The sequence below is a fragment of the Streptomyces sp. NPDC033216 genome (genome assembly GCF_055577115.1).
Map to the genome: position 1 here is coordinate 101,765 of NZ_JBVIQK010000001.1, position 13,833 is coordinate 115,597.

At 72.4% G+C, this 13,833-nt stretch carries 11 protein-coding genes; 4 read left to right on the forward strand and 7 right to left on the reverse strand.

Annotation, left to right across the window (positions count from 1 at the left end; all coding sequences use genetic code 11):
* Positions 1-305 precede the first annotated feature (305 nt).
* The 4 genes from ACZ5Y0_RS00405 to ACZ5Y0_RS00420 form a co-directional block, all read right to left on the reverse strand.
* Complete coding sequence (locus tag ACZ5Y0_RS00405) at positions 306-1,529, reverse strand: MFS transporter (RefSeq protein WP_469126421.1); 1,224 nt, start codon at positions 1,527-1,529, stop codon at positions 306-308.
* Positions 1,530-1,616: 87 nt separating this feature from the next.
* Complete coding sequence (locus ACZ5Y0_RS00410) at positions 1,617-2,675, reverse strand: endonuclease/exonuclease/phosphatase family protein (protein ID WP_469126422.1); 1,059 nt, start codon at positions 2,673-2,675, stop codon at positions 1,617-1,619.
* Between the two features lie 145 nt (positions 2,676-2,820).
* Positions 2,821-3,549 (reverse strand): TetR/AcrR family transcriptional regulator, encoded by a 729-nt coding sequence (locus tag ACZ5Y0_RS00415; RefSeq protein WP_469126423.1) that lies wholly within the window; start codon positions 3,547-3,549, stop codon positions 2,821-2,823.
* Between the two features lie 219 nt (positions 3,550-3,768).
* On the reverse strand, positions 3,769-5,361 hold the full coding sequence (locus tag ACZ5Y0_RS00420) for an MFS transporter (RefSeq protein WP_469126424.1): 1,593 nt from the start codon (positions 5,359-5,361) through the stop codon (positions 3,769-3,771).
* A 168-nt stretch (positions 5,362-5,529) separates the two neighbouring features.
* Between ACZ5Y0_RS00420 and panB the strand changes: the two genes are divergently transcribed.
* The 3 genes from panB to ACZ5Y0_RS00435 all read left to right on the forward strand — a co-directional run bounded on the left by panB (position 5,530) and on the right by ACZ5Y0_RS00435 (position 8,498).
* Positions 5,530-6,396 carry a 3-methyl-2-oxobutanoate hydroxymethyltransferase gene (panB, locus tag ACZ5Y0_RS00425; RefSeq protein ID WP_469126425.1) on the forward strand — a complete coding sequence of 289 codons (867 nt, stop codon included), beginning with the start codon at positions 5,530-5,532 and terminating at the stop codon, positions 6,394-6,396.
* 246 nt (positions 6,397-6,642) lie between these two features.
* Entirely contained in the window at positions 6,643-7,671 is a 1,029-nt protein-coding gene (locus ACZ5Y0_RS00430) for an ATP-binding cassette domain-containing protein (RefSeq protein WP_469126426.1), read from the forward strand.
* Positions 7,668-8,498, forward strand: a complete 831-nt coding sequence (locus tag ACZ5Y0_RS00435) for an ABC transporter permease (protein WP_469126427.1) — start codon at positions 7,668-7,670, stop codon at positions 8,496-8,498. The genes ACZ5Y0_RS00430 and ACZ5Y0_RS00435 overlap by 4 nt, the downstream gene beginning before the upstream one ends.
* Positions 8,499-8,507: 9 nt before the next feature.
* On the opposite strand, the gene ACZ5Y0_RS00440 is transcribed toward ACZ5Y0_RS00435, so the two are convergent.
* Positions 8,508-11,816 (reverse strand): BTAD domain-containing putative transcriptional regulator, encoded by a 3,309-nt coding sequence (locus ACZ5Y0_RS00440; RefSeq protein ID WP_469126428.1) that lies wholly within the window; start codon positions 11,814-11,816, stop codon positions 8,508-8,510.
* Between the two features lie 199 nt (positions 11,817-12,015).
* On the opposite strand from ACZ5Y0_RS00440, the gene ACZ5Y0_RS00445 reads away from it, so the two are divergent.
* Positions 12,016-12,816, forward strand: a complete 801-nt coding sequence (locus ACZ5Y0_RS00445) for a site-2 protease family protein (RefSeq protein ID WP_469126429.1) — start codon at positions 12,016-12,018, stop codon at positions 12,814-12,816.
* Here ACZ5Y0_RS00445 and ACZ5Y0_RS00450 read toward each other — a convergent pair.
* Together ACZ5Y0_RS00450 and npdG are read right to left on the reverse strand one after the other, a co-directional pair.
* Positions 12,806-12,985 (reverse strand): hypothetical protein, encoded by a 180-nt coding sequence (locus ACZ5Y0_RS00450; RefSeq protein WP_469126430.1) that lies wholly within the window; start codon positions 12,983-12,985, stop codon positions 12,806-12,808. The two genes, ACZ5Y0_RS00445 and ACZ5Y0_RS00450, sit on opposite strands and share 11 nt — an antisense overlap.
* A gap of 98 nt (positions 12,986-13,083) precedes the next feature.
* Positions 13,084-13,800 (reverse strand): NADPH-dependent F420 reductase, encoded by a 717-nt coding sequence (gene npdG / locus ACZ5Y0_RS00455; RefSeq protein ID WP_469126431.1) that lies wholly within the window; start codon positions 13,798-13,800, stop codon positions 13,084-13,086.
* Positions 13,801-13,833 lie beyond the last annotated feature (33 nt).

Genomic DNA, 13,833 nt, shown 5'->3' on the forward strand with positions numbered 1-13,833 from the left:
TCCGACCTGACCTGACCCGTGCGGCCCACCGCCGCCCGCGCGGCACAAGCCCCGGCCCGACCTGCCCTGTGCGACCACGCCCGGCTCGACGGCCGGGGGGACGGCCGCCCTCTCGGAGGTGCACCACACCCGACCGGCCGAGCGCGTCCGGCGACCCCGGCGCCGGCCCACCGCGGCCCGCGCGGCACGGGCTCCGACCTGACCTGACCCGTGCGGCCCACCGCCGCCCGCGCGGCACAAGCCCCGGCCCGACCTGCCCTGTGCGACCACGCCCGGCTCGACGGCCGGAAACGGATGCCCGGCCCTCAGTGGTGCAGCGCGCCCGAGCGGTCGGGGACATGCCCGGCTACCACCCGCTCGCCCCCGGCCGGGGCGGCGACCGCCCGGCGCCGGTCCACCGCGGCCGCCACCGCGGCGACGCCCAGGCCGAGCACCGCGAGTCCCGCGCCGGTGATCGCCGGAGACGTCACGCCGAGCCCGGCGGCCAGCGCCAGACCGCCGATCCACGCCCCGCCGGCGTTCGCCAGGTTGAAGGCCGCCTGGTTCGCGGACGACGCCAGCGACGGGCCGGCCGCCGCCTTCTCCATGACCATCAGTTGCAGCGGCGAGCCGGTGACGAAGGCCGCGGTGCCCAGCAGAGTCACCCCGACCGCCGCGCTCCACGTCGAGGACATCAGCAGCGGGAACAGCGCGAGCACGAGCGCCAGCGCGGTCAGCCCGCCGAACAGCGTGCCCCGCATGGCGTGGTCGGCGAGCCGCCCGCCCAGCAGGTTGCCGATCGTCGCGCCCACGCCGAACAGCGCCAGCAGCAGGGTCACGGTGGAGTCGGCGTATCCGGCGGCGTCCGTCAGCATGGGCGTGATGTAGCTGTAGGCGGAGAACAGCGCGCCGAATCCCGCGACCGTCGTGCCCAGTGCCAGCCACACCGGCATGGAGCGCAGGGCGGCCAGTTCACCGCGCAGGCCGACGGCCGGCGCGTGCGCGTGGTCGTGCGGGACGAGCAGCGCGAGGGCGGCGATGGCGACCAGACCGATCGCGCTGACCCCGAGGAACGTGGCCCGCCAGCCGAGGTGCTGGCCCATGAGCGTGGCCACGGGCACGCCCGCGATGTTGGCGACCGTGAGCCCGAGGAACATCAGGGACACGGACCGGGCCCTGCGCTCCGGCGCGACCATGGTGGTGGCCACGACCGCGCCGACGCCGAAGAAGGCGCCGTGCGGCAGCCCGCTGAGGAGCCGGGCGGCCAGCAGCCAGTGCTCGTCGGGGGCGAGCGCGGACAGCGCGTTGCCGGCGACGAACAGCACCATGAGCGAGATCAGGACCGTGCGGCGGGACATCCGCGCCGTGACCGCCGCGAGCAGCGGGGCGCCGATGACGACGCCGAGCGCGTACGCGGAGACCAGGTGTCCGGCGGTCGGGATGGAGATGTCGAGGTCGTCGGCGACTTCGGGCAGCAGGCCCATCATCACGAACTCGGTGGTGCCGATACCGAAGGCACCCGCGGCGAGGGCGAGCAGCGCCAGGGGCATGGAAGAGCCTGTGCCTTTCAGGAGAGAGTTCCCTCATCTTATGTTCAAGTACGGAACAAACTCTCTCCGGTCCGGTATTCCACAGGGTTACGGTGTGGTGACCTTCACACGAGCCGCGACCGGCAAGTGGTCGCTGCTCGTGCGGGGGAGCGTCCACGAGGTGACCGGCTCCACACCCGTCACCATGATCTGGTCGATCCGGGCCATCGGGAACGACGCCGGCCAGGTGAAACCGAACCCGCTGCCGGCGGCACCCTGCGCGGAGCGCATCTGCGAGGTGACGGCGTTCAGCGAGCGGTCGTTCATCGTGCCGTTGAGATCGCCGAGCAGGATCTTGCGGCTGAGCGGGTCGGCGGCGATCGCCTCGCCCAGCGCGTCCGCGCTCTTGTCGCGCTGCCGGGCGGTGAACCCGGCCTGGAGCTTCACGCGGACCGAGGGGAGGTGGGCGACGTAGAAACCGACCGGGCCCTGCGGCGTGGTCACCGTGGCGCGCATCGCGCGGACCCAGCCCAGCTTGATGTCGACGGCCGCCACATCGCTCAGCGGATACCTGCTCCACAGCCCGACGGTGCCCTGCACGGAGTGGTAGCGGTACGTCGCCGCGAGCGCCTTCTCGTACCCCGGCGCCGCCGACTCGGTCAGCTCCTCCAGGGCCAGCACGTCCGCGCCGGAGGCCGCCACGTCGTGCGCGGTGCCGGAGGGGTCGGCGTTGTCGGCGTTGACGTTGTGCGTGGCGACCGTGAGGTCGCCGCCGCCGCCGGTCTTGTCGCCGAGCAGCCCGCCGAAGAGGTTCAGCCAGACCACGGCCGGCAGCACCAGGGCGATCAGCGCGCTCGCGGACCTGCGCACGAAGGCCAGCACCAGGAAAACCAGGATGAAGACGCCGAGCCACGGCAGGAACGTCTCCGTGAGGCTGCCGAGGTTGCCGAACCGGTTGGGGATGCGCGAGTGCACCAGCATCACCAGGGCGAGCAGCGACGCGAGTACGGCGACGACGAGGCCGCGGCGCCAGATTCTCGGATCACCGCGCCAGCCGGCCGACAGGCGTCCGGCCAGTCGTGCGAACAGGCGCCGAAGCCGGGCTCCCCGACGCTCGGGACCCGAGCCGCCGTTGTCCGTCTCCGTCACATACGCCTGCTGCGCCATACCGTTGCCTCACTACCTGCCGTGCACACCGTCTCCCCCGTGCCTACGACCCTAGGGGATGATCGGCTCGGATCCCGCCGTCCCATGACGGCCCAACAGGCACGAGGACGAACGGAGTGCCGCGGGGGGTTCCGAACGCGGGCCGTCAGGGGTGGTCTGTGACGAACCGCGCACATTCGGGCGGGGCCGCCGGGGAACTGACGGACCGTGGGCCGGTGTCCTCGCCGGCGGAGTGCGCACCGGTGGGACGCAGACCGTCGAGCAGCGTGTCGACGATGCGCTCCGCGAGGCCCTCGGTGAGGTCGGCGTCGGGTCGCAGGACGGCACGGACCAGCATGGGGCCCATGAACAGGTCGTTGACCAGGTCGGCGTCGAGGTCGGCGCGGAGTTCACCGTCGCGCTGGCCGCGTCGCAGGACGTCGATGCCCAGTCGGCGCCGGGGTGCGATGACCGTGTTGTGGTACGCCTCCCAGATCTTGGGGCTGCTCTTCATCTGGGCCTGGGCGGTGCGCAGGATCGCCGAGGACCGGCTTGCCAGTCCGCGTCGGCGCAGCCACTCCAGCAGCGCCACGAGGTCGTCACGCATGGAGGTGCCCGGGAGGTCGGGTTCCTCCGGCTCGACGGCCCGCAGGACGTCGACGAACAGCTCCTCCTTCCCCTTCCAACGGCGGTAGATGGCCGCCTTGCCGACTCCGGCGGTGCGGGCGATCCGCTCGATGGACAGTTCACCGAGCGGAGTCCCCTCCTCCAGCAGCTTCATCGTCCCCTCGACGATGGCCCGTTCCACGGCCTCGCTGCGCGGCCGTCCCCGGACGGGCCGTGGGGGCGGCTCGGCGGCTGTCCCGTTGTCGGCGGAGGTCTCGGCAGAGTTCACGACCGTCCTTTCGTCACGCTCGGGGCATTCTCGCCCAGGGGATTCCAGGTGATCCAGGGTGTCCGGGGGTCCCAGTGGTTCGGGCCGGGACGGCGGGGCCGCGGGGGCGCCTCGTACGGCCGTCCGCGCTCCACGGGCCCCGGCCCACGAGCCCCGCTCCACAAACCCGGGCCCCCGAGCCCCGCTCCACGAGTTCCGCTCCCCGAGTGCGGTGCCCGGCTACGAGTCGGTGGGCACCAACTCGCCCTGCTCCGCCGTCCTCTCGGGCTCCCCCGGCCGGCCCGGCAGGAACACGGCGACGACCACCGCGCCGACCAGCGCGACCCCGGCCCCGCACAGCGCGGTCACGTGCATGGCGTGCAGGAACGCGTCGTTGGCCGGGCCGACCAGGGAATCGCCGCGCGGGCCGAGCTTCGCCGCGACGCCCAGGGTCGCCTCGATCGACTCCCCCGCCGTGTCGCGCAGCCCGGCCGGTACCGTGCCGAGCCTGTCCTCGATGTCCGTTCGGTACGCCGTGGACAGTACGGAGCCGAGGACGGCGATGCCGAGCGCGCCGCCGACCTGGCGGAAGGTGTTGCTGAGCGCGGACGCGGAGCCGGCCTTCTCGCGGGGCAGCGCCTGCATGATGACGACGCTGGTCGGGGTCATGATGTGAGCCATTCCGGCGCCCATCAGGAAGAACACGACCTCCAGCAGCCAGATCGGCGTGTCGGCGTCCAGCGTGGCGAACGCCACCAGCGTCGCCGCGATGAGGAGCATGCCGCCCGTGGTCGTGGCCTTGTTGCCGAACCGGTCCACGACCAGACGGGCCCGTGGCGCGAAGACGATCTGGGCGACGGCCAGTGGCAGCATCAGCAGGCCGGTCTGGAGCGGCGAGTAGCCGCGCACGCTCTGGGTGTAGAAGACCGAGAAGAAGGTCACACCCATCAGCGCGAAGAAGACCAGCGCGATGACGCCGATCGCGGCCGAGAACACCTTGTTGCGGAAGTAGCCGACATCGATGGACGGATGGTCGCTGCGCTTCTCGAACACCACGAACGCGGCGAGGACCACGAGTCCGGCGGAGATCGTGGCCAGCACGGTCGGATCGGTGAAGTCGGCCAGCTCGCCGCCCTTGATGATGCCGTAGACGAGCAGGACCAGGCCGACGACGGACAGGACGACGCCGATGGGGTCGAGCCGGCCGGGGGCGGGGTCGCGCGAGTCCGGCACCAGCCACGCCATCAGCGCGACGGCGGTGATCACGATCGGCACGTTGACGAGGAAGACCGAGCCCCACCAGAAGTGGTCGAGGAGGAGGCCGCCGGTGATCGGGCCGATGGCGATGGCGAGGCCGACGCCGCCGGCCCAGATGCCGATCGCCTTGGGCTGCTCCTCCCGCTCGAAGACGTTCATGAGGACGGCGAGGGTCGCGGGCATCACGAACGCCGCGCCGAGGGCCATCAACGCCCGGAAGGCGATGAGCTGGGCGGGTGAACCGGACTCTGCGGCCAGTGCGGAGCCGATGCCGAAGACCACGAGGCCGCCGAGGAGTACCTTCTTGCGGCCCAGCCGGTCTCCCAGCAGGCCGGCGGAGAACAGCAGGCCCGCGAAGACGAGCGTGTAGGAGTTTATGGCCCACTCCAGCTCGCTCTGGGTGGCGCCGAGGCCGACCGGGGCCGGGGTGGAGATGGTCTTGATCGCGACGTTCAGGATCGAGTTGTCGAGCACCACGATCAGCAGGCTCAGCATCAGCACGCCGAGGATCGCCCAGCGCCGCCGGTGCACGGCTTCCGGTGTGCGGGGTGCCGGAGGGACGACAGGAGTGGTCATGTCTCCGAGCCTAAGCCTATTTCGATACGGGACCGTCTCGTATCGGATGCTCTTACTGAGGTTTTACCCACAGGGGGTGCTCTGGCCCTCCCTGGCACGAGGTGCCACCATGGACGTGGTCCGGGGACGCCGTGAGGGCGCCTCGAGATGACGTAAGGAGCCGTTGCAATGACGCAGCTTTCGGCCGCCCAGACGAAGCCCTCCGACGGCAGCAAGGCGCTGTACGGGGGCAAGGGCACGCGCCGTATCACCGTCCGCGACATCGCCGCCGCCAAGGAGCGGGGCGAGAAGTGGCCCATGCTCACCGCCTACGACGCGATGACCGCGTCCGTCTTCGACGAGGCCGGCATCCCCGTGATGCTCGTCGGCGACTCGGCGGGCAACTGCCACCTGGGGTACGAGACCACCGTGCCCGTCACCCTCGACGAGATGACCATGCTCTCGGCCGCCGTCGTGCGGGGCACCCAGCGTGCCCTCATCGTCGGCGACCTGCCCTTCGGGTCGTACCAGGAAGGTCCCGTACAGGCGCTGCGCAGCGCGACCAGGCTGGTCAAGGAGGCCGGGGTCGGCGCCGTGAAGCTGGAGGGCGGCGAGCGGTCGCACCGGCAGATCGAGCTGCTCGTCGAGTCCGGCATCCCCGTCATGGCCCACATCGGGCTCACCCCGCAGTCCGTGAACGCCATGGGGTACCGCGTGCAGGGGCGCGGTGAGGAAGCCGCCGCGCAGTTGCTGCGGGACGCGAAGGCCGTCCAGGACGCGGGGGCGTTCGCGGTCGTGCTGGAGCTGGTGCCGGCGGAGCTGGCGGCCGAGGTCACGCGCGTGCTGCACATTCCGACGGTCGGGATCGGGGCCGGGGCGGAGACGGATGCCCAGGTCCTGGTCTGGACGGACATGATGGGGCTGACCGGGGGGCGGGTGCCGAAGTTCGTCAAGCAGTACGCGAACCTCCGTGAGGTCATGGGCGACGCGGCGAAGGCGTTCGCGGAGGACGTGGTCGGCGGAACGTTCCCGCAGGAGGAGCACTCCGTCCACTAGAGCCATCTCGGCACCACGGGCAGCCCGCCGATCTTCCCCCGTCGGCGGGCTGCCCCCTTCGCGCCTGAACCGGCGCCGCTCTCGCGGACGTGGTCGGTCGCCGCCGTGGGGCCTGGATCGACGGTCGCTGTGATCGTGGGTGATCGACGGCGGTGTCGGTACCGCGGAGGCGGCTGTCGGTGCTCCGTAGGCGGCTGTCGGCCGGATGTAGGCGGTCTGTCGGTGGCGGCTGGCACCTTCAGTGGCATGACACGCATCGACAACAACCCCAGCGGCGCGTCCCGCGCCGTCACCGTGCGGGGGCTGGTCAAGCACTACGGGGAGACCAAGGCACTGGACGGGGTGGACCTCGACGTGCGGGAGGGCACCGTCATGGGGGTGCTCGGGCCGAACGGCGCCGGGAAGACCACCCTCGTGCGGATCCTGTCCACGCTGCTCGCCCCCGACGCCGGCCAGGCGACCGTCGTCGGCTACGACGTCGTACGCCAGCCCCGCCAGCTCCGCCGCGTCATCGGCCTCACCGGCCAGTACGCCTCCGTGGACGAGAAACTCCCCGGGTGGGAGAACCTGTACCTCATCGGACGGCTGCTCGATCTGCCCCGCAAGGAGGCCCGGACCCGCGCCGACGAACTGCTGGAGCGGTTCTCGCTCACGGAGGCCGCCCGGCGTCCGGTGGGAACGTACTCCGGCGGCATGCGACGGCGCCTCGACCTCGCCGCGTCGATGATCGGCCGGCCCGCCGTCCTCTTCCTCGACGAGCCGACCACCGGCCTCGACCCCCGCACCCGCAACGAGGTGTGGTCGGAGGTGAAGTCGATGGTCGGCGAGGGGGTGACGGTTCTGCTGACCACCCAGTACATGGAGGAGGCCGAGCAGCTCGCCTCCGAGCTGACCGTCGTCGACCGGGGCAAGGTCATCGCCACGGGAGGCATCGAGGAGCTGAAGGCCCGCGTGGGCGGACGGACCCTGCGGGTGCGCCCGGCCGACCCGGTGCATCTGCGCCCACTGGCCCGTGCCCTGGACGAGATGGGCATCACCGGCCTCGCCGGCACCGTCGTGGATGCCGAGCGCGGCTCGGTGCTGGTGCCGGTGCTGAGCGACGAGCAGCTCACCGCCGTGGTCGGCACGGTCACCGCGCGCGGTTTCACGCTCTCCTCCATCACCACCGAACTGCCCAGTCTGGACGAGGTGTTCCTGTCCCTCACCGGCCACCGTGCCGGTGCGCCGCAGGGCACCGTGCCCGCCGGAAACGCCCTCGAGGAGGTCGCCGTATGAGCGCCGCCACCGCCACCGTCACCCCGGCCGACCTCCGGGGTGCCGACGCGCCCATCTCGCTGCGGGCCCATCTGCGGCACACCGGCGCGCTGGTGCGCCGCAACCTGCTGTGGATCCGGCAGGACCCGGAGTCGATGTTCGACGCGATCCTCTTCCCGGTCGTCTTCACCCTGCTGTTCGTGTACGTCTTCGGCGGCTCCATCGGCCAGTCGCTGGGCGGCGGGCAGGAGGAGTACGTCCAGTACGTCATCCCCGGTCTGCTGGCCATGATGGGGATGAACATGGCGCAGGGTGTGGGCACCGGGTTCAACCAGGACTTCAACTCCGGTGTCATGGACCGCTTCCGGTCGCTGCCGATCGGGCGCGGCTCGGTGCTGTTCGCGAAGATCGCGGTCGAACTGATGCGGATGCTGTTCGCGACGGTGGTGCTGATGGTCGTCGCGGTGCTGGTCGGCTTCGAGATCACCAGCTGGTCCGGGCTGCTGGCCTCCGTGGCACTGTCCGCGACGTTCGGGTTCGCCCTGATGTGGGTGTTCCTCACGCTCGGCGTGGTGATGAAGAACGCGCAGTCCGTGCAGGCGATGGGCTTCCTGGTGCTGATGCCGCTCCAGTTCGGCTCGTCGATCTTCGCGCCGACCGCCTCGATGCCGGACTGGCTGCGCAACTTCACCGACTACAACCCGCTGTCGGCCCTCGCGGACGCCGCGCGGGGGCTGATGATCGGTGGTCCGGTCGCGCACGGTCTGTGGGTGACGCTGGCCTGGTCGGTGGGGCTGACCGCGCTGATGGCGCCGGTCGCGATCCACAAGTTCCGCACCAAGAGCTGACCGGGTGCCTCACACCAGGGCGGCGGCCTCCTCGTAGGAGAGGCCGCCGCCCTCGGCGTAGGCGGCGGTGTACGCCTCCTCGCCGAGCGCGGCCCGGACGCCGGCCGTGGCGCGTTCCCGGCACTCGGACTCGAGGCGCGGCGAGACGTGCCGGGGCGGCAGCTGGGCGTCGGCGGCACCGAGGCAGCGGGCGGCCGCCTCGGCGCGGCCCTCGCCGGTGCCGGTGAGGGCGATCGCGGCGATGGTCAGGTAGAAGGAGCGCAGGTGCGGGGCGATGGCCGTGGACAGCGGGTCGTTCGCCCGCCGCAGGGCTTCGCGGATGGTCACCAAGGCCTCCTCGTAGCGCTCCTCGACCGTGTCCAGCCAGGCCTCCGCGCCGAGGATCAGGGCGTCGAAGACGACGAAGTGCGCGAGGACGAACTCCGCGCGCAGCAGTTCCAGTTGCTCGCGTGCCTCGGCGGTGCGACCGGTCACGGCGAGGTGGCCCGAGAGGTAGAGCCGGGCGGCGGGCATCGCCTCGTTGACGGTGCCGTCGATGCGGTCGATGACCTCGCGCAGGATGCGTTCGCCGCGCTCCTCCTCGCCGGCCTCCAGCAGCGCGCTGCCCAGCCGGGCCGACAGCACCGCCGACTGACTGCGGGCGTCGAGTTCTTCGGCGTGGACCAAGGCCGCCTCGTAGTCGGCGGCGGCCCGGCGGTAGGCGCCCACCCGCTCGTGGGCCTCCGCGCGTGCGGAGAGCGCCTCGGCGGTGCCCCAGGCGTCGCCGAAACGGCGGAAGATCTCCAGGGACTCGTCGGCGTCCCGGGTGGCGTCGCCCGCCCAGTCGGAGCGGTTGGCCAGCACGTTGGCGCGCATCTGGAGGCAGACGGCCAGCTCCCACTCGTAGCCGGGGGTCGCGCGCGCGGTGCGGATGTTGGCGTCGATGATGACGCGGATGCGTTCCATGTCGCCGGTGAGCATGACGGCGTAGAACCAGAACAGGCCGGGACTGCGGCAGGTCTGCGGGAGACCGGGGACGTAGGTGTCGGCGATCGCCCGCAGTTTGGCCTGGGCGGTCGGGTTCTGCCAGGCGTCCAGTTCCGTGTCCATGCAGGCGAGATGGGCCAGGTGGACGCCGCGCCGGGCCTCCGCGAGGACCTCGCCGGTCATCGGCGGCGGAGCGTCGGTGCAGGGCTTCCAGACGGGGGCTGCGGGACGTACGGGCTCGGCGAAGGGGTCGGGGCCGAGGGACATCACCTCCCGGCACCAGTTGCGGGCCTCGATGCGCAGGTCGCGCATGTGCCAGTACGTGACGAGGGAGAGGGCGAGACACAGCGCCTCGTGCTCGTCGCGCTCGGCGACCGCGCGGCGCAGCGCGGTGCGCAGGTTCTCGTACTCGAGCTGGAACCGGGCGATGGCGGCGCGCTGCCCTCGGCCGCGCAGCGACGGCTCGGTGGTGCGGGCGAGTTCGCGGTAGTACGTCAGGTGCGCGCGCTCGGCGCGCGGGCGGGCACCGGACTCGTCGAGGCGGGCGGCGGCGTACTCGGCGACGGTCTCCAGGAGCCGGTAGCGCATGACGCCGTCCGGGGCGGGGGCGGCCACGACGAGGGACTTGTCGACGAGGGAGCCGAGCGCTTCCAGGGCGGCCGGACCGCACACGGCCTCCGCCGCGGCGAGATCGCAGCCGCGGGCGAAGACCGACAGCCGGCCGAGGACCTCGCGTTCGTCCTCGTCGAGGAGGTCCCAGGACCAGTCGACGACGGCCCGCAGCGTCTGCTGACGGGGCAGGACGGTACGGCTGCCGGAGGTCAGCAGCCGGAAGCGGTCGTCGAGCCGGTCCGCGATCTGGCGGGCGGTGAGCATGCGCAGTCGGGCGGCGGCCAGCTCGATGGCGAGCGGCAGGCCGTCCAGCCGGCGGCAGATCTCGGCGCAGGCCTCGAGGTCGTCGTCGACGCGGAAGCCGGGGCGGGCGGCCGCGCCGCGCTCGGCGAACAGCCGCAGCGCGGCCGGCTCGGGCAGCGGCTCCACCGGCCGCAGCAACTCGCCCGGCACGCCGAGGGGTTCGCGGCTGGTGGCGAGGACCGTGAGTTCCGGACAGCGCTTGAGCAGGTCCTCCACCAGGCGGGCGGCGCTCTCGACGACGTGCTCGCAGTTGTCGAGGACGATCAGCATGCGGCGGCGTGCGCAGTGCTCGACGAGGCGCTCCACGGGGTCGTCGTGCCGTTCGGCGACCGCCACGCGCATCTCCTCCGCGCCGGCGCCGTAGAGCACGGTCTCGCGGGCCCCCACACCGGTGAGGACGGCCTGCGGTACGGCGTCGGGGTCGGCGACCGGCGCCAGCTCCACCAGCCACACCCCGTCCGGGGCGGCGTCCCCCACGGTCTCGGCGGCCTCCTGCGACAACCGTGTCTTCCCGGCCCCACCGGGTCCGAGCAGCGTGACCAGCCGGGCAGCGTCCAGATCCCCGCGGATGGCCTCGATGTCACCCTCCCGCCCGACGAAGGAGGTGAGCCGGGCGCGGAGGTTGCCGGGCGGCGGGGTGGGGCGGACGGGCTCCGGGTCGGGACGGGTGGAGGCCGGGGCGGTGCGGGAGGGCCGGCGCGGAAGTTCCGTCGGGGTGAGGAGTTCGGTGTGGAGGGCGCGGAGTGCGGGGCCGGGGTCGGAGCCGAGGCGGGTGACGAGCAGGCGACGTACGGACTCGTAGGCGGCCAGGGCCTCGGCGGTGCGGCCCGCGTCGCGCAGGGCGCGCAGGCGCAGGGCCTGAAGGGGCTCGTCCAGGGGGTGGGCGTCGCACAGGGCGGTCAGTTCGGGCAGGGACCGCTCGGCCTGGCCGAGGGCGAGGGCGGCGGTGTGGCGGGCGCGTACCGCGTCCAGGCGGCGGGCCTCCCGGCGGGCCGCCTCGGCGGTGCGGTCGGGCAGGTCGGCGAGAGCCGGGCCCTGCCAGAGGGCGAGGGCGTCGTCGAGGAGGACGGCGGCCTTGGCGGGGTCGCCGTCGCCGAGCGCGCCCAGGCCGTCGGCCGTCAGCCGCTCGAAACGGTGCAGGTCGACGGCGTCGGGCGGGGCGGTGAGCCGGTAGCCGCCGTCCGCCGAGGCGATGGCGTCGGCGCCGAGGGCGCGGCGCAGCCGGCCGACCAGTGCCTGAAGCGCGCCGGGCGCGTCGGCGGGCGGCTCACCGGACCAGACCTCGTCCACGAGCAGCCCCACGGGCACGCTCCGACCGGCCCGCAGCGCCAGCACGGTCAGCAGGGCGCGCAGCCGCGCCCCGCCGACGGCGACGGTGGTGCCGTCGGTCCGGAGTGCCTGGGTGGTGCCGAGGATGCGATAGCGCACGGGATCCATTCTCTCCGGTGGGCGCGGCAGGGGTCACGGCGCCGGGGCCGTTGCCGCGTTGCCGTTGCCGTTGCCGTTGCCGTTGCCAGGACGATCGCCCCACTTTCCTAGGAACCGATGACCTGCCGCGAGACGTTTTCCCCTTACGCCCGGTACGGTCGGGCAGCCGGCCACCGGTCCCGACCTCGCACCCCAGGAGCACCCGCTGATGACCACCGCCCTCTCCCGCCACAGTGACCGGCGGATCAGCCCCGTCTTCCTCGGGATACTGACCGTCACCGCGGTCACGGGCTGGGCCACCTGGACCGGCTTCGCCGAGCAGCCCGGTGTGGCCGTGTTCCTGTTCGTGACCGGCGCCTGGATCGTCTCCCTCTGCCTGCACGAGTACGCGCACGCGCGCACCGCCCTGCACAGCGGCGACATCTCGGTCGGCGCGAAGGGGTATCTGACGCTCAATCCCCTCAAGTACACGCACGCCTTGCTGAGCATCGTGCTGCCGGTGCTGTTCGTGATCATGGGGGGGATCGGCCTGCCGGGCGGCGCCGTCTTCATCGAGCGTGGCCGGATCCGGGGGCGCTGGCGGCACAGCCTGATCTCGGCGGCGGGCCCGCTGACCAACGTGCTGTTCGCCGTCGTGTGCACCGCCCCGTTCTGGTTGGACGCGCTGGACGGCGTGCCGGCGGACTTCCGGTTCGCGCTCGCGTTCCTCGCCCTCCTCCAGGTCACGGCGGCGATCCTGAACTTCCTGCCGGTGCCGGGCCTGGACGGCTACGGCATCATCGAGCCCTGGCTGTCGTACGACGTGAAGCGGCAGGTGGAGCCGTTCGCGCCGTTCGGGCTGCTGTTCGTGTTCGCGCTGCTGTGGGTGCCGGCGGTCAACGGCGCGTTCTTCGACGTGGTCGACTCCGTGCTCGGCGGTCTGGGCATCGGCGACTTCGAGACCTACTGCGGCGAGACGCTGTACCGGTTCTGGCAGGGCACCCCGGAGATCTGCGCCGTCAACCCGTGACCGACCGACGGACCTTCCCGCGCTTGAAGTAGTACCAGGTCATGTTGGACGACAGGCCCGCCAGCAGCACCCACACGACGCCCAGGAAGCTGCCCTGGACGAACGAGACGACCGCCGCCGCGACCGCGAGGACGCAGACGATCAGGGAGTAGACGGCGAGACGGGGCATGGGGCTGGCTCCTGTCGGGGGACACTGCGCTGCACTGCTGGTACGGCCGGTCGCGGGTGTGGTCGTACGGCCGGTGCCGTCCAGTGTCCCCCATCCGCTCAGACGTCGGTGACGCGGAGCCCGGCGTGCGCCTTGTAGCGGCGGTTGACGGAGATCAGGTTGGCGACCAGGGACTCGACCTGGTGGGCGTTGCGCAGCCGCCCGGCGAAGACGCCGCGCATGCCGGGGATGCGGCCGGCCAGGGCCTGCACGATCTCCACGTCGGCGCGCTCCTCGCCCAGCACCATCACATCGGTGTCGATCTCGTCGATCTCCGGGTCCTGGAGGAGGACCGCCGACAGGTGGTGGAAGGCGGCGGCGACACGCGAGTCGGGCAGCAGGGCGGCGGCCTGTTCGGCGGCGCTGCCCTCCTCCGGCTTCAGCGCGTAGGCGCCCTTCTTGTCAAAGCCGAGCGGGTTCACGCAGTCGACGACGAGCTTGCCCGCCAGTTCCTCGCGCAGCGACTCCAGGGTCTCGCCGTGGCCGTCCCACGGCACGGCGACGATCACGATGTCGCTGCGGCGGGCGGTCTCGGCGTTGTCGGCGCCCTCGACACCGTGCCCGAGTTCCGCCGCGGCGGCCCGCGCGCGCTCGGCCGCGCGCGAACCGATGATCACCTTCTGGCCGGCCTTGGCGAGGCGGTAGGCGAGGCCCTTGCCCTGCGGGCCGGTCCCACCGAGGACGCCGACGACCAGCCCGGAGACGTCGGGAAGGTCCCACGGATCCTTGGCGGGGGCCTTCGCGGCGGCGTTGTGTGCACTGTCGGTAGAGGTCATGGGCCGACTTTACGTGCGCGGGGACGGTCCGAC

Bases quoted from the DNA above. Each gene is read 5' to 3' on its own strand.
- ACZ5Y0_RS00405 (WP_469126421.1), bottom strand. From the start codon at position 1,529: ATGCCCCTGGCGCTGCTCGCCCTCGCCGCGGGTGCCTTCGGTATCGGC.
- ACZ5Y0_RS00410 (WP_469126422.1), bottom strand. From the start codon at position 2,675: ATGGCGCAGCAGGCGTATGTGACGGAGACGGACAACGGCGGCTCGGGT.
- ACZ5Y0_RS00420 (WP_469126424.1), bottom strand. From the start codon at position 5,361: ATGACCACTCCTGTCGTCCCTCCGGCACCCCGCACACCGGAAGCCGTG.
- panB (WP_469126425.1), top strand. From the start codon at position 5,530: ATGACGCAGCTTTCGGCCGCCCAGACGAAGCCCTCCGACGGCAGCAAG.
- ACZ5Y0_RS00430 (WP_469126426.1), top strand. From the start codon at position 6,643: ATGACACGCATCGACAACAACCCCAGCGGCGCGTCCCGCGCCGTCACC.
- ACZ5Y0_RS00435 (WP_469126427.1), top strand. From the start codon at position 7,668: ATGAGCGCCGCCACCGCCACCGTCACCCCGGCCGACCTCCGGGGTGCC.
- ACZ5Y0_RS00440 (WP_469126428.1), bottom strand. From the start codon at position 11,816: ATGGATCCCGTGCGCTATCGCATCCTCGGCACCACCCAGGCACTCCGG.
- ACZ5Y0_RS00445 (WP_469126429.1), top strand. From the start codon at position 12,016: ATGACCACCGCCCTCTCCCGCCACAGTGACCGGCGGATCAGCCCCGTC.
- ACZ5Y0_RS00450 (WP_469126430.1), bottom strand. From the start codon at position 12,985: ATGCCCCGTCTCGCCGTCTACTCCCTGATCGTCTGCGTCCTCGCGGTC.
- npdG (WP_469126431.1), bottom strand. From the start codon at position 13,800: ATGACCTCTACCGACAGTGCACACAACGCCGCCGCGAAGGCCCCCGCC.